The 23,270-nt window shown below is 40.1% G+C and carries 26 protein-coding genes and 1 tRNA gene; 8 read left to right on the top strand and 19 right to left on the bottom strand.

Going from position 1 to position 23,270, the window contains the following annotated elements:
• Positions 1-71 precede the first annotated feature (71 nt).
• From DRED_RS11335 to DRED_RS11310, 6 genes are all read left to right on the top strand, one after another.
• Positions 72-470, top strand: a complete 399-nt coding sequence (locus DRED_RS11335; RefSeq protein WP_011878451.1) for a hypothetical protein — start codon at positions 72-74, stop codon at positions 468-470.
• A 10-nt stretch (positions 471-480) separates the two neighbouring features.
• A complete protein-coding gene (locus tag DRED_RS11330; protein WP_011878450.1) occupies positions 481-2,064 on the top strand; it encodes a terminase large subunit domain-containing protein in 1,584 nt (527 codons plus the stop codon).
• 88 nt (positions 2,065-2,152) lie between these two features.
• Positions 2,153-3,475, top strand: coding sequence for a phage portal protein (locus DRED_RS11325; protein WP_011878449.1), 1,323 nt, complete (start codon positions 2,153-2,155; stop codon positions 3,473-3,475).
• 792 nt (positions 3,476-4,267) lie between these two features.
• Positions 4,268-4,729, top strand: coding sequence for a hypothetical protein (locus DRED_RS11320; protein WP_011876759.1), 462 nt, complete (start codon positions 4,268-4,270; stop codon positions 4,727-4,729).
• Positions 4,701-5,048 carry a hypothetical protein gene (locus DRED_RS11315; RefSeq protein WP_011876758.1) on the top strand — a complete coding sequence of 116 codons (348 nt, stop codon included), beginning with the start codon at positions 4,701-4,703 and terminating at the stop codon, positions 5,046-5,048. The genes DRED_RS11320 and DRED_RS11315 overlap by 29 nt, the downstream gene beginning before the upstream one ends.
• A 38-nt stretch (positions 5,049-5,086) precedes the next feature.
• Entirely contained in the window at positions 5,087-6,505 is a 1,419-nt protein-coding gene (locus DRED_RS11310; RefSeq protein WP_011878448.1) for an Ig-like domain-containing protein, read from the top strand.
• Between the two features lie 41 nt (positions 6,506-6,546).
• On the opposite strand, the gene DRED_RS11305 is transcribed toward DRED_RS11310, so the two are convergent.
• From DRED_RS11305 to DRED_RS11295, 3 genes are all read right to left on the bottom strand, one after another.
• Entirely contained in the window at positions 6,547-6,771 is a 225-nt protein-coding gene (locus tag DRED_RS11305; RefSeq protein ID WP_041274382.1) for a hypothetical protein, read from the bottom strand.
• Between the two features lie 12 nt (positions 6,772-6,783).
• Positions 6,784-7,689 carry a tyrosine-type recombinase/integrase gene (locus tag DRED_RS11300; protein WP_011878447.1) on the bottom strand — a complete coding sequence of 302 codons (906 nt, stop codon included), beginning with the start codon at positions 7,687-7,689 and terminating at the stop codon, positions 6,784-6,786.
• 185 nt (positions 7,690-7,874) lie between these two features.
• A tRNA-Pro gene (locus DRED_RS11295) sits at positions 7,875-7,951 on the bottom strand.
• Between the two features lie 279 nt (positions 7,952-8,230).
• On the opposite strand from DRED_RS11295, the gene DRED_RS11290 reads away from it, so the two are divergent.
• Positions 8,231-9,397: an alkaline phosphatase family protein gene (locus DRED_RS11290; RefSeq protein ID WP_011878446.1), complete on the top strand. Its 1,167-nt coding sequence runs from the start codon at positions 8,231-8,233 to the stop codon at positions 9,395-9,397.
• Positions 9,398-9,433: 36 nt separating this feature from the next.
• Here DRED_RS11290 and DRED_RS11285 read toward each other — a convergent pair whose 3' ends face one another.
• The 16 genes from DRED_RS11285 to DRED_RS11210 form a co-directional block, all read right to left on the bottom strand.
• Positions 9,434-9,880 (bottom strand): hypothetical protein, encoded by a 447-nt coding sequence (locus tag DRED_RS11285; protein WP_011878445.1) that lies wholly within the window; start codon positions 9,878-9,880, stop codon positions 9,434-9,436.
• A 14-nt stretch (positions 9,881-9,894) separates the two neighbouring features.
• Entirely contained in the window at positions 9,895-10,605 is a 711-nt protein-coding gene (locus DRED_RS11280; protein ID WP_011878444.1) for an NAD(P)/FAD-dependent oxidoreductase, read from the bottom strand.
• A 140-nt stretch (positions 10,606-10,745) separates the two neighbouring features.
• Positions 10,746-11,828, bottom strand: a complete 1,083-nt coding sequence (locus DRED_RS11275) for a methyl-accepting chemotaxis protein (protein WP_011878443.1) — start codon at positions 11,826-11,828, stop codon at positions 10,746-10,748.
• A 20-nt stretch (positions 11,829-11,848) separates the two neighbouring features.
• The gene (locus tag DRED_RS11270; RefSeq protein WP_011878442.1) at positions 11,849-12,193 is read right to left on the bottom strand and encodes a DUF192 domain-containing protein; all 345 of its coding nucleotides are present in this window, start codon (positions 12,191-12,193) and stop codon (positions 11,849-11,851) included.
• Between the two features lie 13 nt (positions 12,194-12,206).
• On the bottom strand, positions 12,207-13,139 hold the full coding sequence (locus tag DRED_RS11265) for a type II secretion system F family protein (RefSeq protein ID WP_011878441.1): 933 nt from the start codon (positions 13,137-13,139) through the stop codon (positions 12,207-12,209).
• Between the two features lie 3 nt (positions 13,140-13,142).
• Positions 13,143-14,114, bottom strand: a complete 972-nt coding sequence (locus tag DRED_RS11260; protein ID WP_011878440.1) for a type II secretion system F family protein — start codon at positions 14,112-14,114, stop codon at positions 13,143-13,145.
• A gap of 26 nt (positions 14,115-14,140) precedes the next feature.
• Positions 14,141-15,514: a TadA family conjugal transfer-associated ATPase gene (locus tag DRED_RS11255; protein WP_011878439.1), complete on the bottom strand. Its 1,374-nt coding sequence runs from the start codon at positions 15,512-15,514 to the stop codon at positions 14,141-14,143.
• 11 nt (positions 15,515-15,525) lie between these two features.
• Entirely contained in the window at positions 15,526-16,764 is a 1,239-nt protein-coding gene (locus tag DRED_RS11250) for a CpaE/TadZ family protein (RefSeq protein WP_011878438.1), read from the bottom strand.
• Positions 16,765-16,781: 17 nt separating this feature from the next.
• Complete coding sequence (cpaB, locus tag DRED_RS11245; RefSeq protein ID WP_011878437.1) at positions 16,782-17,486, bottom strand: Flp pilus assembly protein CpaB; 705 nt, start codon at positions 17,484-17,486, stop codon at positions 16,782-16,784.
• A 15-nt stretch (positions 17,487-17,501) separates the two neighbouring features.
• The gene (locus tag DRED_RS11240; RefSeq protein WP_011878436.1) at positions 17,502-18,446 is read right to left on the bottom strand and encodes a pilus assembly protein TadG-related protein; all 945 of its coding nucleotides are present in this window, start codon (positions 18,444-18,446) and stop codon (positions 17,502-17,504) included.
• Positions 18,447-18,456: 10 nt separating this feature from the next.
• Complete coding sequence (locus DRED_RS11235) at positions 18,457-18,870, bottom strand: TadE/TadG family type IV pilus assembly protein (RefSeq protein WP_011878435.1); 414 nt, start codon at positions 18,868-18,870, stop codon at positions 18,457-18,459.
• A gap of 4 nt (positions 18,871-18,874) precedes the next feature.
• On the bottom strand, positions 18,875-19,378 hold the full coding sequence (locus DRED_RS11230; protein ID WP_011878434.1) for an A24 family peptidase: 504 nt from the start codon (positions 19,376-19,378) through the stop codon (positions 18,875-18,877).
• Between the two features lie 82 nt (positions 19,379-19,460).
• Positions 19,461-19,640: a Flp family type IVb pilin gene (locus DRED_RS11225; RefSeq protein ID WP_011878433.1), complete on the bottom strand. Its 180-nt coding sequence runs from the start codon at positions 19,638-19,640 to the stop codon at positions 19,461-19,463.
• Between the two features lie 20 nt (positions 19,641-19,660).
• Positions 19,661-19,906: a Flp family type IVb pilin gene (locus tag DRED_RS11220; RefSeq protein WP_011878432.1), complete on the bottom strand. Its 246-nt coding sequence runs from the start codon at positions 19,904-19,906 to the stop codon at positions 19,661-19,663.
• Between the two features lie 135 nt (positions 19,907-20,041).
• On the bottom strand, positions 20,042-20,698 hold the full coding sequence (locus tag DRED_RS11215; RefSeq protein WP_011878431.1) for a response regulator: 657 nt from the start codon (positions 20,696-20,698) through the stop codon (positions 20,042-20,044).
• Positions 20,699-20,772: 74 nt separating this feature from the next.
• Positions 20,773-21,912 (bottom strand): sensor histidine kinase, encoded by a 1,140-nt coding sequence (locus DRED_RS11210; RefSeq protein ID WP_011878430.1) that lies wholly within the window; start codon positions 21,910-21,912, stop codon positions 20,773-20,775.
• A 417-nt stretch (positions 21,913-22,329) separates the two neighbouring features.
• Here DRED_RS11210 and DRED_RS11205 point away from each other — a divergent pair, with 417 nt between their 5' ends.
• Positions 22,330-23,184 (top strand): phosphate ABC transporter substrate-binding protein, encoded by an 855-nt coding sequence (locus DRED_RS11205; RefSeq protein WP_011878429.1) that lies wholly within the window; start codon positions 22,330-22,332, stop codon positions 23,182-23,184.
• Positions 23,185-23,270: the final 86 nt, after the last annotated feature.

Here is a 23,270-nt window from a genome sequence, read left to right as displayed (position 1 = left end):
GGTATACGGGGTTCAAATTCCGTATTAAGTCCATGTTTTTAATCCCTTTATAGTTGAAGGAGGTTATTAATTTGGCTAGATATAGGAATGATCTAGAACTTGCATTAAGCAAGATCAGCGAGAAAAAGAGAAAATACTTTAGGTGGAAATTTAATATTCCATTTGGTGGTAGACCGATGAATCAAACTACTATAGAAGAAATATGTAAATATACAAATGTAAAAAATCCCCAATACTTTTCTGACTGGGAAAAGACAACTGAATATGAGTATTTAGTTAATATTTATCTAAACTCAAAAACTGCTAATGATTTATTAGAAATTTACAATATTGTTGCTGAAAAGGCCAAACAGGGCGATGCTAAAGCAATAGATACCTTGCTTAAATTGCAAAAGGAGATTCAAGCCAATATTAAATCAGCAAAAAGGAAAGAAAAAGATATTGCCGATGATGATGGATTAGAATTGTAGGTGATGGTTAATGGCAAGAACCCCACAAAGAAGCACCCAGGATAAACTAAAGATAATTAATGCTGATTTTAAATTATGGGCTAAGAATTTTGTAAAGATAGTTGATAATAATGGAGATGAAATTCCTTTTATCTTGAATGAGCAACAAGATTATTTTTATCAGAACATGGATAAATTTAATATAATCAGCAAGAGCCGCCAATTAGGATTTACGACATATAGTTTGGCATATTGTTTGTGGCTTGCTTGCACTAGAGCAAATACTAACTGTCTGATAGTTTCATACAATGTAGAATCAACACAATCCATTTTTGAGAGATTAAAACAAATGTATGCTTCTATTCCAGATAAATATAAGCCAGCGGAAAAACGTAATAACCGTATGGAATTATTGTTAGAAAATAATTCAAGAATTATCGTTAAGACCGCAGGAAATAAATCCTTGGGGCGTGGTATGACGCTTCAGTATGTTCTATTGAGCGAATTTGCCTTTTATCCAGACGATCAACAAAGAGATTCATTAGTTAGTTTGGAGCAAGCACTAGCCAAGAATAATGACAGTAAGATAGTTATTGAGACAACTTCTAATGGTTACAATTATTACCAAAAATTATTTATGTCTGCCTATAAAGGTAATTCAAAATATAAAAGTTTCTTTTTTCCTTGGTTTTCTTCTGCTACAAGTAAACAATTTAAGCATGAGATAGAATTGGCTGAGAAATGGTTTAGAGCAAACAATAAAGGTCATAGAATGGAGCCAGAACATTTAGAGCGTGATGAGGTTGCCCTTCGAGAAAAAGGAATCTCCTTTAAATTGTTAATGTGGAGAAGGTGGAAACTAGAGGATATTGACACTGAGGATTTTCAGCAAGAATATCCAAGTACGCCAGAGGAAAGTTTTAAGGCCACAAGTCGATCAGTTTTTGATACGCAGAAAATTACGGAGCGAATTAATTATATCCTTCTTCCCCTTCGAGTGAATGAAGTGAATAAAAAATTATCGCAAACTCTTGATTCTTATTTGAACAAGAGTTTTTTTATTTACCGAAATGTTAAATCTAACGAGCGATATTTTATCGGCGTTGATACTTCTTCTGGTAGTGGTGGAGATTATTCTGCTGTCAGTGTATTCGATAGCCAGGGGGAGCAAATAGCAACATTCTATGATAATAAAATTCCTGTCTATAAATTTGCCCAGGTAGTTTATGACATTGGAATGTATTTTAATTATGGTTTCTTAGTTGTTGAGAAAAATTCCTTTGGACAATCAGTAATTGAAAAGTTAAGGACTGAGTTTGGATATTTGAATATGTACAAGATGAAGCAGTTTGATGAAAGAGGACGTAAGCGATATAAAATTGGATGGGTTACTACCAGCGTCACTAAACCTAAATTAATTAGTGATTATAAAGAGCAGTTTGAAATGGACTTAATTCTATTGAATGATAATGAGACATTAGAAGAAATGAAAATATTTACAAGTTATGAAAACGGTAAGACAGGAAATATCAGAGGTGAAGGTTTCCATGATGATATGGTTATTGCTTCTGCATTAGCCATACAAGGGATGAAAAGCGGTAAATGGTATGTTTGACATTAAATTGTTTCACGTGAAACATATATTATAATTGACAACTTAATCATTTGTCAAGGTGTCAATTTTAGATAAGGAGGGGTTAACTTTGAATTTACAAGAGTATATAAATGTTGTCCATGATGGCAAACCAGATTGGTTTGTAAGTGAATGTAATAGTTATTACCACCAAAGCAGAATCAATAATATTATTGACATAAAAGAATATTTGAGTGGTAGTCATTTAATCAATAATAGGCCAGCGGAAATGTGGAACGGAAAAGTATTTGAACCCAGGAGAATAGTTTTACAGTATGCTAAGACAGTTTTAAATTTTAGTACAAGTTATCTGTTAAAAAATCCCGTAACAATTACAGGTGAAGAAAATGACGTTAAAGTGATGAAGAAAGTTTATAAGCAAGGTAAATTCAATAGAACTGATTTAGATATAATGGACAAGTTAGTTAAATATGGTGCTGTCTATAAATATTTGTTTATTGATAAAGACGGAAAGATTAAGAGTAAATTAATTAATCCAGAGGATGCTTATCCTATCTATAATGAGCAGGGAGAAATGATTTGTTTTATAGAACATTATACAACTGATTATAATGTTAGTTACTACAATATCTTTACTGATAGTACAGTCCAAAAATGGTCTGATGCTGGAGGAGATTTTAATTTCTTAGGAGTTTTTAATAATCCTAGTGGGCTACCTTGTGTTTATAAGAATTTGAATGAGTTAGATAATACAGATGGAAGATCAGATTTAGAGGATTTTATAAACATCATAGATAATATGGAGGATTTGATTAGTAAATATACTGACAGTATTTACAAGTTTCTAAATCCTATTCCTGTAGTGATAGGACAGAGATTAAATATAAAAGATGGCAAAGGTGAGATACCAACAAACTTAGTTGGTGTTGGTCTTAATTTAGATGATGGAGCAGACATGAAATTTATTCATGGTCAATTGGATTTTGAAAGTTTTGAGAGCGTTTGGAAGGTATTAAAGCAATCATTGTTAGATATTAGTAATACTCCTGCTGTATCAATGAATAATACAGATATTAGCAATTTATCAGAAGTGAGTATAAAATTATTGTTTTCCCTAGCAGATATTAAAGCAGGATTAAATGAGCGATATATTAGAGAAGGATTTGAACAAAGGTTTAAAAAAATAGAGAAATTGTTGAGGTTGCAGGGTATAGAGATTAATTCAGATAATATTGATGTTGTGTTCCAGTATGCAAGGCCACTAAATGAAACGGATATTATTGATAATATTAAGGTGCTGAAGGAATTAGGAGTAATGAGTTTACAGAGTGCTATTGAGAATTGTCCAATGATATACGATGTTGGAAGTGAAATGGAAAGATTAGGTAAAGAAGGGAATGGATTGGAGAATACGGATATTGTAAATAGTTAATTAGGGTGGGTTGTTTTAATTGATAATGATTATTAATTAGAAGTATAGGTGTCAAGGTATATTACTTTACAGAATGTTAGTTCAAAAATTTCGCCCATGTTATACTAACTGTCCGAAAACCTGACACCTATATATTGTTCATACTGTTCAAAAATAGAACACTTATTAATCACTAAATGATAACTATTATCAATTAGTGTCATTGTTCCCGACACTTTGACTTCACCATTTGCCCGAGGTGAGTTGAATAATTCAACTGACGGATTAACATAAAATTTTTCTTTTATCATGTTTTAGCAAAATGACCCCTTAATCTAGTATTAAGTTGTCAATTTTAAAGGATATAAAATAGAATAAACCCTTATATTTCAAGGGTTTAGCAGTTTCTAATGTGCTGATTGACAACTTAATTCGCTTTTTTTATGCTTCTCCACAATGACGGAGGATTATTTAGACGGAAATAATTTCGCTCTGAAAATGTCCATTTATTTTGCCCTGTATGGCTTTGATAAATCGGAGTAAGGTAATTATATCTAAATTCAAATATAAATGAATCTAGGCCACTTTTAATGAAGGAAATTTGCTATTAAAATTGCTTCTACGCCTTGTATTATAAGGGGTTAATGGCGTTTTATAAGGGTATCCCTTCTATCTATTGATATATAAGGGTTTGTTGGGTATCAGTAAAATTACATTAGATTGATATATAGCCGATACCCTAAAACTTTTTGAGGTGCTTTAAGCATACCTAATTTTACACGTTCGGAAAATTTTCGACTGGAGGAAATTAAGATGCTCAATTCATACTTTAGAAAACCATTCTATACAAATATACCAAAAACTGCCGAAGAAAGAAAACAAGAACAAGAACAAAAAATACAAGAAGCAAAACTAAGAGCAGAACAACAAAACACACAATTCCTAGAGAGATACCAGGATTTTGTAGATACATTCAATTGCTTATATCCCGACATTAAACATAAATACATCATAGAGAAAGTAATGGCTGGCTATGGTTTATATCCATTTATATATATTAACCTAAAAAACCTAACAAATAAAAAAGAAACAAAATTCCATCTCAACCATGAAACCAACCAATGGCATATTACTAGAAATAATTGTCTTTGGGATGATAGTAAATATGAGATACTGGAGCCACTAACCACCAAAGACCAAATGGACACTATTATTGAGGAATTAAATAAGGAGTTGATAATCAACCATGACCAATATAGAACGCTTAAACCTTGAAATAAAAGGAATTGATTTAACTATAGATGAATTATCCATATATTTACAAGAACAAAATTTAGAATCAAATATTGAATATAATCCTACCAGTAATACCAACAAGAGAAATATCCTTAAAACTGCCCTAGCAATTCTTGAATCAATTGCTAATCAGCCACAACTTATGAAGTCATACAAACAGGATGATATTACAGTTTCCCAATTCCATGAGAATTTACAATCTCGTATTGACCAACTAGAGCGTAAAATTAGAGAGATTCCCAATGACGAAAAGGTTTATGAGGATGGAGCCAGTTTCTTCTATATGTTTAGTAGTTAGGTGCGTCAAATTTAACGCTTAGGAAAGGGGGAATATAATTGAATCTGTTTTCACCTAATGAAAATGATTTTAACTTTATCCTTGCTGATGCTGGCAGGGATATTTTAATTAATGGCATAGCAACAAGGGCATTGATAAGCAATTTAAAAGTTAAATCTGATTATGACGATAAATATATATCTACGCTAACTGAACTGTCACAAGGGGACAGAATAGAATATAACGGTTTATACTGGCTTATTGTTTCGGAGGTTAATGGTAAACGCTATGAAAAATATAAAGGGGTTATGAGGGCTTGCAATTTTGATATTAAATTTAATTTTGCTGGCAATATTAAAACATTTCCTGCCATTGTTGAATCTAAAGTTTTTGACATTGAAACAGGGCAATATATGACACTGCCAGTTGGGAAAATACTTATGACAATTCAAGATAATTCCGACACAAAAAATATTATCTTAAATCAGAGAATTATTAAGATGGATTCAGCGTGGAAGGTAATAGGAATTGACAAAACAAAAAATGGCCTTGTCATTTTGCATTTAGAAAAAGATTCGTTTGGTAGTAGTGATGATAAAGAAAATGAAATTGCAAACCGTTGGCAATATGAACACATTTATAAATTAACAATCAACGAGGGAGAATCAGCAAATATATTAAAAGATGATACTTTGCAATTATCTGTAAAATTAACTGATAATGGAGTTGCAGTTGATAGTCCTTCTATTACATATGTTTCCAGCGACGCTAATATATGTAATATTAATAATAATGGTTTAATTACTGGTATTGCCGAAGGTAAAGCAATAATCACTGCTCAAATGACAGGTAAACCAGATGTTAAAGATACTATTTCTATTAATGTTAAAGTTAATCATAATTATGTATTGACTATAACCAATGAATCAGCAACTTTAAATATTGGAGATAATTTACAATTAAAATATACATTAACAGATAATGGAGTTATAGTTGATAATCCTAATATTATATTTACTTCAAGTGATAATAATATTGCTACTGTAAATAGCAGTGGATTAATTACAGGTATTTCCATTGGAACAGTAACGATTACCGCACAAATGGCAGACAGGCCAGAAATTAATGATGCATTACAAGTCATTGTCCAAGAAGTACCTATAAGTCATAATTATTCTATTGTAATTACAGGTGGTGCTACTATTAAACTCAATCAGACACAATCATATACCGCTACATTCTATGATAATGGGGTTGAGGTGGCAGATCAGAGCGGAACATGGACAATTAAAAGTCCTAACCCAGATGGCACTACTAATATTTATGCTACAATCCAGAGCCAAACAGGTAATTCTGTAAGTATTAAAGCAACTAGTACATCATCTTATGTTAATAAATATTTAGAATTAGTTTGTACTTTGAATAGTGATAATACCATTAAGGCGAGTAAGCAAATTCAAGTAAAATCTTTGTTCTAAGACATAAAAAAGGAGTAGGCAAAAATTCCTACTCCTTTGGATTATTTCATTTCCCAGAAGAGATTTACTGCCCCTTTGTTACAAGGACAATCAGAACAAAACTCTCCAGGAGATACTATTGATTGATAGTCAGATTTATTTATTTCTGTAGTAACAATAATATTCCGCTTAGAGATAGAACATTCTATGTTGTTATACCAGTCGCCAATGGTGGGCTGATGGCAGAGGATTGTTTTACCATAACCGTAAATTTGTTTTAATTTCATATTCAGCACCCCCTAAAGATTGTCTAAGGGGCTGAATTGACGGTGTTGCTTTTGAATATCTTCGGTGAGTAAGGTAATATAACGTCTGGTAGAATTGAGCGAACTATGTCCCATGATAGTTTGGAGTGAAAATAAATCTCCACCTGCCATTAAATATTGTTTTGCAAAGGAATGGCGGTAGGTGTGGGGGCTAAGACGTTTACCTTCAATCCCTGCACCTTGACCAACAATTCTAATTTTTCGCAGAATATTACGCTTGTGTAGGGGTGTCCCTTGATTTGTACAAAGTAAATATCCTTCATCTAAATCATGTGGAACTGCCTTATTTCGTTTAGGTAAATATTTTACCAATTCTCGTTTAACAGAGCGTCCAAAAGGAACCATTCTTTCCTTGTGGCCTTTGCCGAATACCTTAAACATATTTTTATCTGTGTCTATGTCGGTGATTTTTAGATTGATTATCTCACTGACACGCAATCCACAATCGTACATTATCCTGAGCATGAGATTGTCTCGCAGATCATAAAATGTATTTTTGTTTAGTTGAGCAAGCATTTTCTTAATTTCATCTGGCTCAAAAGTATGGATGATAGTATTATCAACCTTAATTTTACTGACTTTATGAAATGGATTTTTGTCGATATATTCATCTTCCATAAAATAGTTGAACATGGTTTTGATGGCTCTTATATGACAGTTAATGGAATTCCCCTTATACTGAGTTTCTGAACCTTTTTGAAGCCAGTTTACCCATTGACGGGCTTCGGGTGTTTTAAGGGAATCAATTTGAATATCATTGTCGTTGCAATAATTGATGAATTTAGCGGTAATGTATTTGTACCATTCAAGAGTACGAGGGGAAAGGTTTCTACTTTCTTGGTAGATTAAAAACATTTTTACCATTTGTTCATTGGTCATTTAAAACACTCCCTTGAAATTAAATTTTGACACCTTAACTTCATAGCAGAGTGTAAAAATAGATTACCGTTTCCTTTATCCCTTATTACATAAGGAAGTTAAATTTTAAAATTGTGATGGATAAGGGGTAAAAAGAGAAAGGACTTAGAGATTAAAAACCTCTAAGTCCTTGATTTTACTAGATCTGGTCGGGGTGACACGATTCGAACGTGCGACCCCCTGCTCCCAAGGCAGGTGCGCTACCAAGCTGCGCTACACCCCGATGCGACCACTGACAAAAGCTATTTTAGCAAAAAAATAACACATTGGCAAGAGTAAATTTTAATTTTCAAAGAAAAAAGTCCAGCGTATTGCTGGACGGGAGAGATAGAACTCACCAAAGCGGAGTGTTAATAGTATTGTCATATTTGAGATGAATATACGCTAAAATATGGAAAAAGAATAAATTTGTCAATAAATAAAGGAAAATAATGGTCATAAGATGGACAAATCTTCGATATATATTTGTATAAAATATGCCGCCCAGAGGGGGTTCCAGCGAATGGTTCGAAAAAGAATATCCATATCCATATCCATATCCATTTTGTCACTGCTGGTTTGTTTTGCCTTTTCATTGCAGGCAAGGGCTGAAGAAGCAACCAATAAGGAGAAAACAGGGAAAGAACCTAAAGTAACCAGTAAGATATTTATGATTGTTATTGACGGGCTGCAAGACGAAACCTTGCAAAGGACCTCAGCCCCCAATATAAATGGACTGGCAACTGCAGGGGTGAGGGCCTCCAAGGTTATCTCAGTTTTTCCCGATACAACACAGGCCTCGGTGGCGTCTATTCTGACAGGTATGCTGCCGGATAACCACAAATTTATACAAACAGGAGATAAGTTGGATGGTATGTCTATCCAGACATTAATGCAGCAAAAGAAAATCAAGACATGTTTCTATGGTGCCGAAGGAGAACTAAAACATTTAGCCGCAAAGGGTGGACATACTTGTAATGGACCATTCGATAAGAAAGATGAGCTGGTAATAAATAATTTATTAAATGAATGGACCAAAGAACAATCCTACATGAATATTATTTTACTTCCTGAACTTCGTGATATATATAAAAAATCTGGGGTTAATAGCAACGAATATAAAATGGCAATCACCAAAATGGATGCTCAGGTTGGACGTCTTTTAAAGAAGTTGCATGACGAAGATCTCTACGACAGCTGCATGATTATTCTCACAGGAACTTTAGGTGCACCACCTCTAATTATGAAGGGTTTACCCTTCAAGAGTGGCACTACTATCCCTCCGGTCAGCATTTGTGATGTGGCACCTACCATTGGGTATTTAAACGGGGTTAAATTGGATAAAACCAATGGCTTAGTGTTGTGGAATAGCTTAAATGAATTGGATGGACAGTCTAACGAATATTTGTTAAATGAAAGGGTTAAGGATCTAAGCAGTGCTAATACACAATTGCAGGAGGAAATGAGTCGTATTCAGGAAGAGAAACTCCTGGTAAAGAGTCAAAAAGAGATTGTGGCCAGAGAAAAGGAAGACATTCAGAGAGAAATCGGGGTGAGAGACCAAAAGATTGATGCACTAGAGAACCGTATCGATTTGTATCATGTCATTGCCTTTGTTTTCCTTGGAGTGGTAGGGGTAGGCTACCTAGCACTCTATCATGTTCTAAAAAAACGTTTCTTAATGTTCTAAAAAGAAGGCCCGGAAAAATCCGGGCCTTTGACATGGCTACTTACGAAGGTGGTTAGCTATTTGGGAGGAGAGTTCCTCGCTTTGCTGTTTTACTTTAGCCAGATACATGAATACACTGCCGGGATAATCAATCTGTTCCTGCAGGACAGCACTTTCCAGAGCAGTCCGCACAAGGGAAACCACACAGTCCTGGGAATGGTTATCCCGGCATTCCTTACATTGTTTACAGCTTTCGGCAATGGTTTTGGAGATTTGCTCCTGATAGTAAGGCTTGAAATCATTTTTCGGGATTAGGTTGCTGGCACCGGGAATATCAAAAACTCCTTTTTGTTGTGCAAAACGAACGACCTTTTTGGAAAAACCAATTAAGCAAGTTGCTTCCTTGCACTGTCCGGAAGCTTGCAGATCACAGTCCCGGCAGAATTCAGAAAGATAGTTGGAGAGTTTATTAAAATTTATATCAAGGGCTTTCGAATCAGACATGGTTTTACCTCCTCTTATTCCATCAGAAAAGCGGCAAATTCGTCCTGGGCTTGTTCTTCAGCCTGATAAAGCTCAAGTTGGGGAGTGAACAATGTTGTTCCCAAGCGTGCCATGGTTTTGCACAATCTTTCATGGGGTTCAGCATGAGCTCGGTAGGTTGCCAGGACAAAATCCACCACAGCAAAAACTTTGTTCTTGTTCACATCCGAAGCGATCTTTACACCGTGCATAGGTTTGCTAGTGGCCCCTCTGCCGCCAATTACAACATCAAACTTATCGCCACCTCTGGCAATGAGCCCTAGATCAGCACAATAGGGTTCGGTACAACCCCTGGGGCAACCGGCGGTAGAAATTTTAAAATCCTTGGGAACATCCTGACCCAAATAGCGTTCCTGTAGTTCCATGCCCAGTTCCAGGGCGGGTCCAAGGGATCTGGGGCAAAGCTCGGCACCACCAGGACAAGCCTTAACGCTACGGATTTTATTACCAAAGGGCGCTATTTGTAGACCAAGGGCATGAATTTTCTCTAGGAGGGTGGGGATTTTATCCTGATCCAAGACTACAATTAAAGACTGGCGGATACCACACTTAATTCGCCACACTCCGGTATCCCGGGCTACCTCAGCCAAGCCCATAAATTGTTCAGGGGTCAGGATACCTCCAGGTATCACGATGTTAACGGCATATAAACCATTACGCTGCTGGCGGAAAATAGCTTCTGTCAAAATTATCACTCCTTAACAATTATTAGTAATTGGTTTTATTCGACAAGCAGGAGTTATTTCCTGTCCCAAAGAAAATTAGGCGGGGGATTGACAGGATTTCAAGCCTAAAAAAATAGATTGGGGTGTAAGCACACCCTAATCTATTTTTCGTTAAATTTAAACTGTAAAGAAATACTGTCTAACCGATCCACATAACGAATTAATTTTCTAGAAGCACTACGGATTTCTTTTAAGTGTTCTTGCTGCCGCAGGGTGGTCTCCGTTGATTCATGGAGTTTGTTAGAACATTCCAGGGGTATATCATTTTGAGCTGCATTGGGTAACTGTGCAGCGGTTTGTTGAAGTTGGTTTAAGGAATCTGTCAACTTACGAGTGGCTAGGTCCGATTGTTCAGAACGGTTAATGATCAGCATGGTTGTATGATTAATATCGTTAACTGCTGTACGAATGGATTGAAACAAAACTCCCAGGTGGTCAGTCATGGTATTAAAGGCATTGGCCAGTTTGCCAAGCTCATCCTGGTTATAAACATGGACCCTGCCGGAGAAATCCCCGGTGGAAACGCGATCGGTGGCTTGCACCAACTCTTTGATGGGTCGTTGTATGACGCGAATAATAATCAGCCGGCTAAGAATAAGACCAGCTAAAATAGCCAGTAAAGAAGTGATGATTTGGTTTCGAGCCGTGTTAATAAGGTGAGCACTGATGTAAGTTAAATCTGCTTCAATCCAGAAATAACCAAGGGGTGCCTCGTTGCGAGCAGCAACGGGGGATATAAACTCCATGGTGAGAGGGTGTCCCTTTATATCAGATATGTATTTTAGGGTATCTTTTTTTTGGATCAGGGCTTCTTGTACTTCTTGGCCAGTCATTTTCTTTTGAACCATGCTTTCGTCGGAGGATTTTAGAACAACACCGTTGATATCCAAAATCGCTACCCGTTTAATAAAGGGATCACGCTCCAGGTGGTCGATGATGTTGCTTTGCAAGTTTGGATTATAGCCCCGTAGGTAATCCGCAGCAAAGGCACTGGTGGTTCTGGCGGTCATCCAACCTCTGCTTTGGGCTTCCTGCAGTAGGATAGTACGGTTACGCAGATAGGAATTTATGCCAATACAAATCATCAGCAACATAACTAATAAAGTAATGCTTAAACTTAATTTAAAGCCTAGGGAAAATCGCCCTACTTTTTTTCTTTGAAAAGACTTTTTCTTGTGAAACATAGATGTACACCTCCAAAGGATTACTTTTGAAAAATAAGGACATCTCCAGGTTTAAGCAAAGAGCTTTGCAAACTACCAAATGGTAGTTCAATAACGGTAACTGCATTCCAAATGATGGGGCTGAAATGCCAGGGGGTCATATGTTCAATTAGGTGAAGAACCTTGCCGTGCTTATTTAAGAAAACCACATCGATAGGAAACCTCATAAAGCATGTATGAATAGAATAACATGGGGTGATGGCAAGGCCATGCCCAGGCGGTAATTCCTTCTTTCCCAGCAATCCCTTTAGGCGTTGCCAGAAGGTTTTTGCCAGCCCTACCTGGCTGGCCACTAGCCTGCCTGTGCTTTGGTTAATCAACTGCATGTTGGTACACTCCTTAGTTTGCAAAGGCCTTCATAATCTGGAGAGCCGCCGGGCCCAGCAGGATAACAAAGATTGCAGGAAAAATAAAAAACACCATGGGGAATAACATCTTAATGGGAGCCTTCATGGCTAATTCCTCTGTTTTTTGGCGACGTTTCTGACGCATTTGCTGGGATTGTGTGCGTAAAACGTTTCCGATGCTGATGCCTAAGGTATCTGCCAGGATAATGGAACCACAGAAGCTGGATAAATCGTCTACGTCTAATCTGGTGGCCATATCCCGCAGGGCTTCACGGCGAGGTTTCCCCATGTGGCATTCCTGCAGCATGAGGATAAATTCATCTGCCATTATACCTTTAGTTTTTTCTGCCACCTTCATTAGGGCACCATCAAAGCCTAAACCTGCTTCCACGCTGACTGTTAACAAATCAAGGGCATCGGGGAGGGACTTTTCCACTTGGGTTTTTCGGTTCCGAATTCTAGAGTTTAAATATAAATCAGGCAAAAGCCAACCCAGGGGAACACCGGTAGCTCCTAGTAAAAGGCACTGGGGCAGAGCCTTACCGGCCATGCCAGCCCAGGACCAGAAGAAGAAGCCCAGCCCCACGGCTCCCAGGTACTTAACTACCACCCATTCCTTGGCATCCAGGTGGCCGGGGTTACCGGCATAAATGATTTTCTTCTGAAGTTCTTTTTCCCGGGCAGAGGGTATGAATCTGGTTAACCATCTAGCCATTGTGGAAAGAGCCGGGTGGATGGCCCTTTGGTAAAGGGGCACGCTGAGTTCCAGTTCCCGGACAGGGATTGGTGCCGGGGAGCCAACCACCTGATCCATCCGTTGGGCCACTTGTATACGCTCCCCGAAGACAAGGCGGTAAAGAACCAGGGTGGCAAAGGTCACGGCAAAGAAAATCATGCCTACAATGAGTTGAAGTAGATTCTCCATCCATTACACCTCGATATTAACAATCTTTTTAATGAACATAACACCGATGACTTCCGAAATAATGGCCATTCCCATCATGAGCAGTCCAAGCTGGCTGTTAAAAAGGGTCAGAATGTAGCTGGGGCTAATGGTTATCATGACCGTTGTTAGGCCAAAGGGTAAAAGGCCGATGACGAATCCGGAAATACGTCCCTGGGCGGTTAGGGTCCGAATTTGGCCTTTGACTCTTACCCGCTCACGAATGGTATCGGCAATGTTATCCATAACTTCGGCTAGATTACCACCCACCTGACGTTGGATGAGGACGGCTGTGATTAATAAATCCAGATCATCGCTTTTCACTCGCTGGGCCATATTCTCTAAAGCTTCTTCAGCTTGGGTACCAAGATTCATTTCTTGAAAGGTGCGTCCGAATTCTTTGGAAATAGGGTTGGGCAGTTCCTTGCGAACCATATCCATTGCTTGCAGAAAGCTAAAGCCTGACCGGAGGGAGTTAGACATAATTACCAGGGCATCGCTAATCTGGGAGTTGAATTTTGCCAGCCTCTTTTGACGTTTTATGCGAATAAACAAGAAGGGAACGATTAAGCCCAATAAGCCAGCTACAACCCCAAAGGCCAGGTTCAGGGTCAGTAACGTAAAGAAAAGGGAGCACCCAAAACCGGTCAAGAGGAGCAGAACAATAAATTCTTCCCCCCTTAAGGGAATATCTGCTTTTGTTAACTCAATTTCCATACGTTTACTAAAACTTTGTTTGGCAAAAATTTTTGAAAAAGGGTTAAGGAGTCCCCGCCAACCTTCCTTTGGGGTTTCCTCACTGTCGCTTTGAGCCAGACGCTGGCGAAAGGTTTTTGCTGTAATTTTATTCATGCGATGACTGATTTCCAGGCTATCTTTGGAACGAATCCGGTGAATGCCCAGAACCAGCAGGCTTCCGGAAATAAAGATTGTCAGGGCAATCTGCTCAAGTGTCATGCTGGTACCTCCTGGGATAATGAAATTTAAAAGAGAGACGGACTGAAGAGACCCGGGGGCAATTTGATACCAATGGTCTCTAACTGGCTAGTAAATTTGGGACGAATACCGGTACTATGAAAGGTACCTTTAACTTTTCCGTTTTCATCCAGGCCAGTCTGGTGAAAGACAAACAGATCCTGGAGGATAATCACTTCACCTTCCATGCCCTGGACCTCAGTAATATGGGTTATCTTACGGGAACCGTCCTTCAGGCGGCTCTGTTGAATGATCAGGTCAATGGCTGAAGATATTTGTTCCCGAATAGCCCGAATCGGCAGGTCCATACCCGCCATCAACACCATTGTTTCCAGTCGAGACAGCATATCCCGAGGGGTGTTGGCGTGCCCCGTGGTCAGTGAGCCGTCGTGACCGGTGTTCATGGCTTGCAACATATCCAAGGCTTCACCGCTGCGGACTTCGCCAACCACGATTCGTTCCGGTCTCATTCGCAGACTATTGCGTACCAAATCACGGATGGTGATAGCTCCTTTGCCTTCAATGTTTGGGGGGCGGCTTTCCAGGGTAATGACATGTTCCTGTCGTAGCTGCAGTTCCGCTGCGTCTTCGATGGTCACAATCCTTTCATCCGGAGGGATAAAGGAGGAAAGGACGTTTAAGGTTGTGGTTTTACCACTGCCGGTACCGCCGGAAACCACAATGTTTAAGCGTGCTTTTACGCAGGCCTCAACAAACTGGGCCATTTGAGGTGTTAGGGTACCAAAATTAATTAAATCATCAACCGTATAGGGATCCTTGGAAAACTTACGAATGGTAATGGTGGGTCCGTTCAGTGCCAACGGAGGAATAATGGCATTCACACGGGAACCGTCCGGTAAGCGGGCATCCACCATGGGCATACTCTCATCAATTCTTCGCCCGATGGGAGCGACAATTTTATCAATAATGTGTAGCACATGGGCATTATCGCGGAAATTGACCCCTGTAAGGATCAGTTTGCCATCCCGTTCTACGTAGATTTGGTCTGGGCCGTTTACCATGACCTCGGAGATGCTGGGATCGTTAAGCAGGGTGGTAATGGGTCCGAAGCCAATGGTTTCATCGATAATCTCTGCAACGATCATTTGCCGCTGGGGCCTGGCAACATTTTCTTCACCCTCGTCTAATAAATCATTTACCAGAGTCTCGATTTTTTTGGCCAGGGTCTCCGGGTGATCTTTAACATCCTCCGGGATGTCTTTCAGTTTATCAATTACTTTTTTATGTAGGGTAAGGGTCAGTTCCTGCAATGGGGCTTTGCCCTGAAGGCGACGGTCCCTACGTGCCAAGGCTATTTCAACCTGCTGAGTATGGTCAGGTTGAAGTGATTTTTGCTTTTCCAATCTTTGTAACAAAGACATTTAGATCACTCCTAGAAGCTGAATAGGCGACCGATGATGGAGCGTTTAGGTTCCAGCGGGGTGGCAGTTTCCTCTGCCTTTTCTGTTTTTCCGTTACTGCCTGACAGTTTGGTAGCCAGATCCAAAATGGCTTCGGTTACTTTACTGTTGGCTTGGGTCATGACAAAGGGCAGCCCCTTATTGATAGCGCTTCGAACGACTTTTTCTTCCAAGGGAATCGTGGCATAGGCGCTATGGTTAAGGGATTTCTCCAAATCGGATACTTTAATACCACCATCCACACCGGCACAGTTTACCACCAAGCGGATTTTATCACTGTGACCCAAGGTGGAAAGGATATCGATATTTGTTTTAACGTGTTTAACACAGGGCAGATCTTGGGTTAGCAATACCAGGATTTGATGTGCTGCATCCAGAGAAGCCAGATTTATGTCATTAAACACCGGGGAGGTGTCAATGACAATATAATCAAAGTTTTCCTGTAGCAGATTTAAAAGTTCTTCCACCCGTTCCAGAGTAATTAACTCAGCCTGCTCTGGACTGGTAGGGGCAGGCAGTATCTTAGCGCCCGAGAGGTGGGGAACCAGATAACTATCCACCAGGGACATATCGTAGGGGTCACTTTCCTGGGCTAATTCAGCGATGGTTCCCCGGGCACTTACATTGAGCATGACGCCAACATCACCACCATGGAGATCCAGGTCCAATAGGATTACCTTTTTCTTGGTGGTCTGGGCCAGGGCAATGGTTAGGTTGGCGGCCAAAGTGGTTTTACCAACCCCACCCTTGGAACAAAATAGGGTAATGATTCTTCCCTTGGGTGTTTTGATTCGAGGACTTGCTTGGGAATGTAGCCCTACCAGGGACAGACGTTTCGTATTTATTTCATAAACCTTACGGATGGTATCTGCCAGTTCATTACTGCTAAAGGGTTTAACCAGGTATTCCCTGGCCCCAGCAGCCATGGCCCTTCTAAGGTATTCCTGTTCTCCCTGAATGGAAACAATGATAATGGAACATTCCGGGCAAGAATTAACAATTTTCTCGGTGGACTGGATACCATCTAATTTCGGCATGTTAATATCCATTAAAATAACATCGGGCTTTAGGTTGCAGGCCATAGTTACTGCCTCTTCACCGTCGGAAGCTTCCCCCACCACGGTGATATCTTCTTCAAAGTACAGTAAGCGCTTAACATCCTCTCGGGTGGTGGCGATATCATCTGCCACTAGAACACGGATTTCTGACATAATATTACCTCCTAGTGTTAACGGACTAGATTATTCATTTGGCTGGAAGGCAGATTGGCTGTTCCTGCATCCTTGGGTGAACGAAGCATCAAGCGGATGCTGCCTCTTTCAGTGGCCAGGGTCAGGGGAGTGGCTTGACCTGGCTGTACTGAAAGAGTTACGGTTTGGCTACTGGTTTTCTTTTCTGCCTTTGGCGTATTATCAAGGGACTGGCCCACAGCAAGCACCTGTATGTTTTGCAGTAAGAGTGTGCTTAGGCTTGTTTGCTCACCTTCATAATCAAAGGTCACGATTATATCCACATGGTCACCTGGTTGCAGCAGGCCTGCTACGCCGCTTACATCGTCCACGGCCACCGTTAATGCCCGTTGCCCTTCTGGGATCAGGAGGGCTAAGTCGCCGTCGGTGTTGCTATCCTTATAAATACGGTTCAGCATAATAGGTTCTTCGGGGTACAGTTCCGAGCGGGTAATTTTTCCTACTACATCCTGGGGAGCTATAGCGGTGCCAGGTTGAATCAGTTCCACCGGAATATCCTTGACTTTCACCATTTTATCTGTGATAAGGGTTTTCGGCCCCAGGGGTTGAGTAGGCACCACAACCTGCTTAAAGTTGCCCGAAGATCTATAAGATTGTTTTAAATGGCCTAGGTATTGATAGACTCCAAAGGCTGCTACTAAGCCAAATATAATGGCTAAAATAAAGATTAATTTATTACGCAAGATATTTCCTCCTTGTCACTCAACAAGTTTTGCTGTACGTAAACCATAGTCGGTTTGCGTTAAACTGCCTGCTCCTTCGGTCAGGGTTTTGATAAAGGTTCCTGAAATTAAGATCGGGTTGTTGGTACCGGAACCGTCAGTTTTAATTGCATCGACCAAAAAGGCAGCAAAACCTACAATGGTTACAGGTTTGGTACCATTTAAGGAATCGTAATGAACAACGGGCATAATCAGCACCCTGGGGCAGTCCGGTTGAAAGTTGTCGGGTGTGCAATTGTGAGTACATTGATTAATTCTACTTTGGATACCCCACATGGTTTTATTTTTAATGACACCGGTTAAGGTATTAATTTGGTAATTGACTTTAATTTCGCCCTGAAATCCCTCGGCCAGGGTTTCTTCAAAGGTCTTTGAGCCGGAACCAAAATCCAGGGCTCCGAAGTTACCGGGACCAAAATCGGCGTCCTTGGAACGAAGATCATAGTGCTGTCCAAAAATTAACGGTTGGGTGTCCGGGATAAAGAGGGGAACAGCCCCGGAAGCAGAGGTTATGGGTAAAACCTTAGCAGTGGCCGTAGCCTGTACATTGGCAGAGGTAAAGCCAAGGGCTTTGGCCATAATGTAATCAACGGTTTGATGTGTATCTACCTTTACACCATCATAATAGGTATCTGTGGGGTCCGTGACCAGATGGATATCAATCTGCTCCTCGGACAGTCCATTACTTAAGGCATAGGCGTGGGCAATACTCAGGGCAGTGTTCGGGTTATCCGGCAGCTCCTGTGCTCCGGCCAAAGAGGCTGCATCTGCGGCGTTAGAGAGCCGGTTTTTGACCAAGGTCACTAGACCCACATCGGTTACCAGGGCCGCAGCACCAATGAGAACTGTCATAGCCAGTGAAACCAGGACCACTGCCAGACCTCGATCGTCTGAGAAAAAACTAAGAATTCTCTTTTTCATCCCTGTCACCTCATTCAATCCGCATGGTTGTTTGGGCTTGTACTACAAAAGGGTTATTCATAACATCACTGAGTACAGGGGTATATAATTCTACCGGATAGCTGACTGTGACAGTTAACGGTACACCGCTGGTCCGGTTGGTAGGTAAAGAGGGGGTTACCTCGACGGTTAATCCGGTGGTGGTTAACCAGGAGGCCGCATCTTCTACCTTCTGACGGATATAAGTATCATCTTTGTTGGTATGGATGACTGTGGCCCGTGCTACTTCCCGGGAAGCATGGGTCACTGTTAAGTAGGTAAAGAAGATGCGGCCGAATTCTATGGTTCCCATCAGCATAACCACCAGAATGGGAAGGATGAGAGCCAGTTCCACCAATGTTTGACCCCTTTGACTTTGTCGTAACTTCCTTAGTAACTTAATCATTTCATCACCTCAAAAGATAGGTGGCAAAAGTACCAGAGGCAATGGCTACACCATAGGGAAAAGCCTCTCCGGCCTTAGCGGTGGTCAGTGTGCCGAAGGCATGTGCTTTTGGTGCCCCTGGCAAAAAGGTAAAGAGAATATATTTTAAACTTTGCAGTAGGCGTCCGCTTTTGCTAAGCTGCACTGCAGCAATAATGCCGCCAACAATGGCAGTACAGAGGAAACAAAGCCAAACAAATTGTGGCCCCTGCCAGGCACCAATGACAGCCAAAAGCTTTACGTCACCGGCCCCCATACCACCTAGCATAAAGGGAATCAAGAGGAGAGCTAGCCCCAGGGTGGCTCCCTTAATACTGAAAAGAATTCCTCCCAGGCCACCGCTGACGAACCAATAGGTAAGGGCCAGCAGAAAGGTTGGAAATAAAACAGCATTGTAAATTTTGCGGTAACGCAGGTCGGTGTAAAGGGAAATCAACACTACGGTGATTAATGCAATATCCGATAACAAGAACCATCAACCCCTTATTAGTAAGTGACCCTACTTAGATGCTAAGTAGGGTCACAGTAATTATTTGTTTATATTGACTTGGCTACGGAGTAGCAGCAGGAGTTAACTTAGCATTAACATCAGTGAACTTGGCGGTTAGTCCATTGCCTAAAGTGGTTAGGGCGCCAACACAAACCACAGCGATAAGCGCCAGAATAAGACCGTATTCAGCCATACCTTGACCGTTTTCTTCCTTCAGTAGATTCATAAGCATTTGTTTCATATTTATTCCCCTTTCGTTTTTTACTCCAAGAGTTTGTCGGATATAGGTTGGATGCCTGAAGGGATTGCGTTTACCATATTGGTAAAGGGCAGCAGAAGAAATAAGACAATAATAGCCAAAATCAAGCCGTATTCTGCCATTCCCTGGGCACATTCCTCAGACCATAAATGGATAATTGTATCCAGTCCCAGCCACCACCTCTCCTCTGGAGTTACTTTGCTATCTTTTTGTGTGTATAGATTAACATTACTTCTGCTTTTCGACATGATTCTATAGTCTTAAAGCTTGCCCGACGGTGGTTGTGTTTTAAAGTTACTTATGGTCTCTGGGAACACTGGGTGCATAGTCCTGATAAAATGAAAAACCCTCTGGTCTTTTGACTCAGGGGGTTTAATTCTGCTTTATAAATCAACTAATTTTTCTTTGATGGCATATAGGGCAGCCTGGGTACGATCGGCCACACCAATTTTTTGAAAGATATTGGTAAGGTGATTTTTTACGGTTTTTTCACTAATATACAAAGCGTTAGCAATGGCCTTGTTGCTTTGACCCTTCGCCACCTGTTTTAGTACCTCAATTTCTCGTTCCGTTAGGTTCAGATGTTTTTTTTCAGAATAGTCGCCGGAGGAAAGTCTGGTAAACTCCGCCAAGACTCGGGCTGTGAGAGACGGAGGAATAAAGGATTCACCCTGGGCCACCCCGAGGATGGTTTTGATCAGTTGGTCTGGATGAATATCCTTTAACACGTAACCAGAAATACCGTATTTAATAAGTTCAAAAAGATACTCATCTTGATCATGAATGGTAAGGGCAATGATCCCTATATTGGGATTCAGTTTTTTTATTTGGCGGCAGGCTTCGATACCATTCATAATGGGCATGTTAATATCCATCAGGACAATGTCCACAGGATTTTTTAAACAGTAGTCCACAGCTTGTTGGCCGTTGGTTACCTCACCCACTACTGATATGTGAGGTTCAATGGATAGGATTTTTCTAAGTCCTTCTCTGATTAAAATATGGTCGTCGGCTATTAATAATTTTATAGATGTGTTCATGATAATCCTCCCTGGGCTATCCTTGGACAATGGACAGAATAGAAATTTTCCATATACAGCTTAACGATGGTTCTTTAAGTATCCAGTGGTAGAGAAAAGTTTAGCTCTGTTCCTTTTCCAGGAGTTGAGTTAATGGATAGGGTACCTTTTAATAGTTGTATTCTTTCCCTCATGCCCAACAACCCGTAGCCGCTGCCATCTCCCCTGGGTTTTATGTGGCCAACAACAAAGCCACAACCGTCATCTTTTATATATACGTTGATGCGTGACGATATTAGCTCCATTTTTATTAAAACATGGCGGGCTGCTGCGTGTTTTTTTATATTTATTAAGGCTTCTTGAATAATCCGGAAAACAGCAACCTCCATAGATGCATCAAATCGTTGTTCCTTACCGATAAAGACAAAGTCTGCACTTATATTATTTTGAACCTTGTAGTCTTCTAAGTAACGTTTGACTGCGGGGATGAGTCCAAGGTCATCCAGCACCATAGGACGCAGGTCAAATATGATTTTACGAACATCTTGTAGACTCTGGCGGACAAGCTGTTGCAAAGACACCAGCTCATTCCCTACCATGCTAGGGTTCATCTCCAGTAGTTTTAAACAAAATTCCGCTCGCATTACAATGTTTGCCATGGATTGGGCCGGACCATCATGGATTTCTCGGGCAACTCTTTTTCTTTCTTCTTCTTGAGCACGGATAATTGAAATACCCAACTGCTGCATATCATGTAAATTCGTTAGTTTTTCACTGACACCGGATAAATCTTTACTTAAATATTGTAGGGCGACACCTACCTGGGATACTAATTTCTCAGCACGGTCTGCTGTATCCTTCATACGTTTGAGGGAAATTTCAAGATGATCCCGTTTAAAACGTAAGGTTTTTTCTTCCTCACGAAGCATCACCAATCTTAACTGAGTAACTTGGGCCTGTTCATAGGCTTGCTTAATGGCTGCTTCGTTATAGCGATCAAAATCCCTGCTTACCTCCATTAATCGAACCCTGGCTCGGCGTTCTTCTATCTCTAACTTATTTACTTCATCAATGATTTTCCCTAGTTGATATTTCGTTTGTTTAATCTCATTTTCCACCCTTTGCCACTCCAGGTGGGCGGACTCTGCTATGTAGTAGATCTGTTCCTTGCTTTTTTCAATAACAGAAATGGTTTCTTTAATAATGTTATCCAATATCTTAACGTCAGCAACCATAATAAAACCATCCGTTTCTATTAGACTAATTTCACGTTATTCGTGGAAGAAAACTGAATATCCTTCAGACTTTTGTTATATTTAATGACTAATTATTGGCTATAAATCTAAATGCTGTAAAAAACAATAGTTATGATATATTAGAAGACCTCGTTTTTTACAGTATCCCCCTATATTTCAGAAGAAGAGAACGATAAAGATAAAATAGCCTGAATTGGTACAGCTTAATATAAACTTAACAAGTGTTTAACTATTTGTTTACTGTAAACAACCTGTTTATTAACAAAATTCTTATACAATGCAATAGGGAGGTGGGGAAATAAAAAAACCAGCCCGGTAAATAATAAAAACTATAAAACTAAGTTAGATAGTGAGTTAAAAATTAATCATAATAAACTAAAAATAAGGAGGAAAATCATGTTTAAAAACACCAAGAAGTTAATGCTGGTACTTACTTTAATCCTGGCTGCTACAGTTGTCTTTGCTGGCTGTGGCAAGAAAGAAGAAGCGCCCAAGGCTGAAGGAGAAAAGGGAGCTGGACTCTCTGGTTCCATAACCATTGCTGGTTCCACTTCTGTTCAACCCCTTTCGGAAGAATTAGCAAAGGCTTTTATGACTAAAAACTCCGGTGTAACTGTTAACGTACAGGGTGGTGGATCTTCTGCTGGTGTTAAGGCTGCTAACGAAGGCGCTGCTCAAATTGGTGCTTCTTCCCGTGACCTAAAGGAATCTGAGAAGGGTATGGGATTAACGGAAACAAAAATTGCTCTGGATGGTATTGCTGTTGTTGTTAACCCTAAGAACCAAGTAGCTGATTTAACCATGGAACAAGTTGCCAAAATCTTTTCCGGTGAGATTAAAAACTGGAAAGAGGTTGGTGGTAAGGATGCTGCAATCAACGTAGTAACCCGTGAAGAAGGTTCTGGTACCCGCGGTGCCTTTGAAGAAATCGTTTTGGGTGAAGCCAAAATGGATTCCAAGGCAATTACTCAGCCTTCCACTGGTTCCGTTAAAACCACCGTTGCTGGTGATGAAAATGCCATTGGTTATATCTCCTTGGGTTCTTTAAATGAGGAAGTTAAAGGTGTTAAAGTAGATGGTGTTAAACCTACTGTTGATAATGTAAAAGCTGGTGCCTTTAAAATCTCCCGCCCCTTCCTGTATCTGACCAAAGGTGAAATGAACGAAGTTACCAAAGCTTACGTTGATTTTGTAATGAGTGAAGAAGGTCAAAAAATTGTTGGGGAATCTCACTTTATCTCAATAAAATAATTAGTTTAAACCTAAAGTATAACAAAAATAAATAGGTGGGGAGGGTTGGATAGCAACCCTCTCTGTACCTATTTTTAGGTGAGGTA

It is taken from the genome of Desulforamulus reducens MI-1 (genome assembly GCF_000016165.1).
Classification (GTDB): Bacteria; Bacillota; Desulfotomaculia; order Desulfotomaculales; family Desulfotomaculaceae; genus Desulfotomaculum; species Desulfotomaculum reducens.
The sequence above is the reverse complement of the archived record's forward strand: the minus strand, read 5'-3'. Positions and strand labels throughout refer to the sequence as shown.

What these genes read in the sequence shown, in the direction of transcription:
- DRED_RS11300 (WP_011878447.1), bottom strand. Translation starts at nt 7,689, where the DNA reads ATGACCAATGAACAAATGGTAAAAATGTTTTTAATCTACCAAGAAAGT.
- DRED_RS11220 (WP_011878432.1), bottom strand. Translation starts at nt 19,906, where the DNA reads ATGTCGAAAAGCAGAAGTAATGTTAATCTATACACACAAAAAGATAGC.
- DRED_RS11235 (WP_011878435.1), bottom strand. Translation starts at nt 18,870, where the DNA reads ATGATTAAGTTACTAAGGAAGTTACGACAAAGTCAAAGGGGTCAAACA.
- DRED_RS11225 (WP_011878433.1), bottom strand. Translation starts at nt 19,640, where the DNA reads ATGAAACAAATGCTTATGAATCTACTGAAGGAAGAAAACGGTCAAGGT.
- DRED_RS11250 (WP_011878438.1), bottom strand. Translation starts at nt 16,764, where the DNA reads ATGTCAGAAATCCGTGTTCTAGTGGCAGATGATATCGCCACCACCCGA.
- DRED_RS11320 (WP_011876759.1), top strand. Translation starts at nt 4,268, where the DNA reads ATGCTCAATTCATACTTTAGAAAACCATTCTATACAAATATACCAAAA.
- DRED_RS11285 (WP_011878445.1), bottom strand. Translation starts at nt 9,880, where the DNA reads ATGTCTGATTCGAAAGCCCTTGATATAAATTTTAATAAACTCTCCAAC.
- DRED_RS11215 (WP_011878431.1), bottom strand. Translation starts at nt 20,698, where the DNA reads ATGAACACATCTATAAAATTATTAATAGCCGACGACCATATTTTAATC.
- DRED_RS11270 (WP_011878442.1), bottom strand. Translation starts at nt 12,193, where the DNA reads ATGCAGTTGATTAACCAAAGCACAGGCAGGCTAGTGGCCAGCCAGGTA.
- DRED_RS11240 (WP_011878436.1), bottom strand. Translation starts at nt 18,446, where the DNA reads ATGAAAAAGAGAATTCTTAGTTTTTTCTCAGACGATCGAGGTCTGGCA.
- DRED_RS11290 (WP_011878446.1), top strand. Translation starts at nt 8,231, where the DNA reads ATGGTTCGAAAAAGAATATCCATATCCATATCCATATCCATTTTGTCA.
- DRED_RS11260 (WP_011878440.1), bottom strand. Translation starts at nt 14,114, where the DNA reads ATGACACTTGAGCAGATTGCCCTGACAATCTTTATTTCCGGAAGCCTG.
- DRED_RS11255 (WP_011878439.1), bottom strand. Translation starts at nt 15,514, where the DNA reads ATGTCTTTGTTACAAAGATTGGAAAAGCAAAAATCACTTCAACCTGAC.
- DRED_RS11330 (WP_011878450.1), top strand. Translation starts at nt 481, where the DNA reads ATGGCAAGAACCCCACAAAGAAGCACCCAGGATAAACTAAAGATAATT.
- DRED_RS11315 (WP_011876758.1), top strand. Translation starts at nt 4,701, where the DNA reads ATGACCAATATAGAACGCTTAAACCTTGAAATAAAAGGAATTGATTTA.
- DRED_RS11275 (WP_011878443.1), bottom strand. Translation starts at nt 11,828, where the DNA reads ATGTTTCACAAGAAAAAGTCTTTTCAAAGAAAAAAAGTAGGGCGATTT.
- DRED_RS11265 (WP_011878441.1), bottom strand. Translation starts at nt 13,139, where the DNA reads ATGGAGAATCTACTTCAACTCATTGTAGGCATGATTTTCTTTGCCGTG.
- DRED_RS11305 (WP_041274382.1), bottom strand. Translation starts at nt 6,771, where the DNA reads ATGAAATTAAAACAAATTTACGGTTATGGTAAAACAATCCTCTGCCAT.
- DRED_RS11210 (WP_011878430.1), bottom strand. Translation starts at nt 21,912, where the DNA reads ATGGTTGCTGACGTTAAGATATTGGATAACATTATTAAAGAAACCATT.
- DRED_RS11205 (WP_011878429.1), top strand. Translation starts at nt 22,330, where the DNA reads ATGTTTAAAAACACCAAGAAGTTAATGCTGGTACTTACTTTAATCCTG.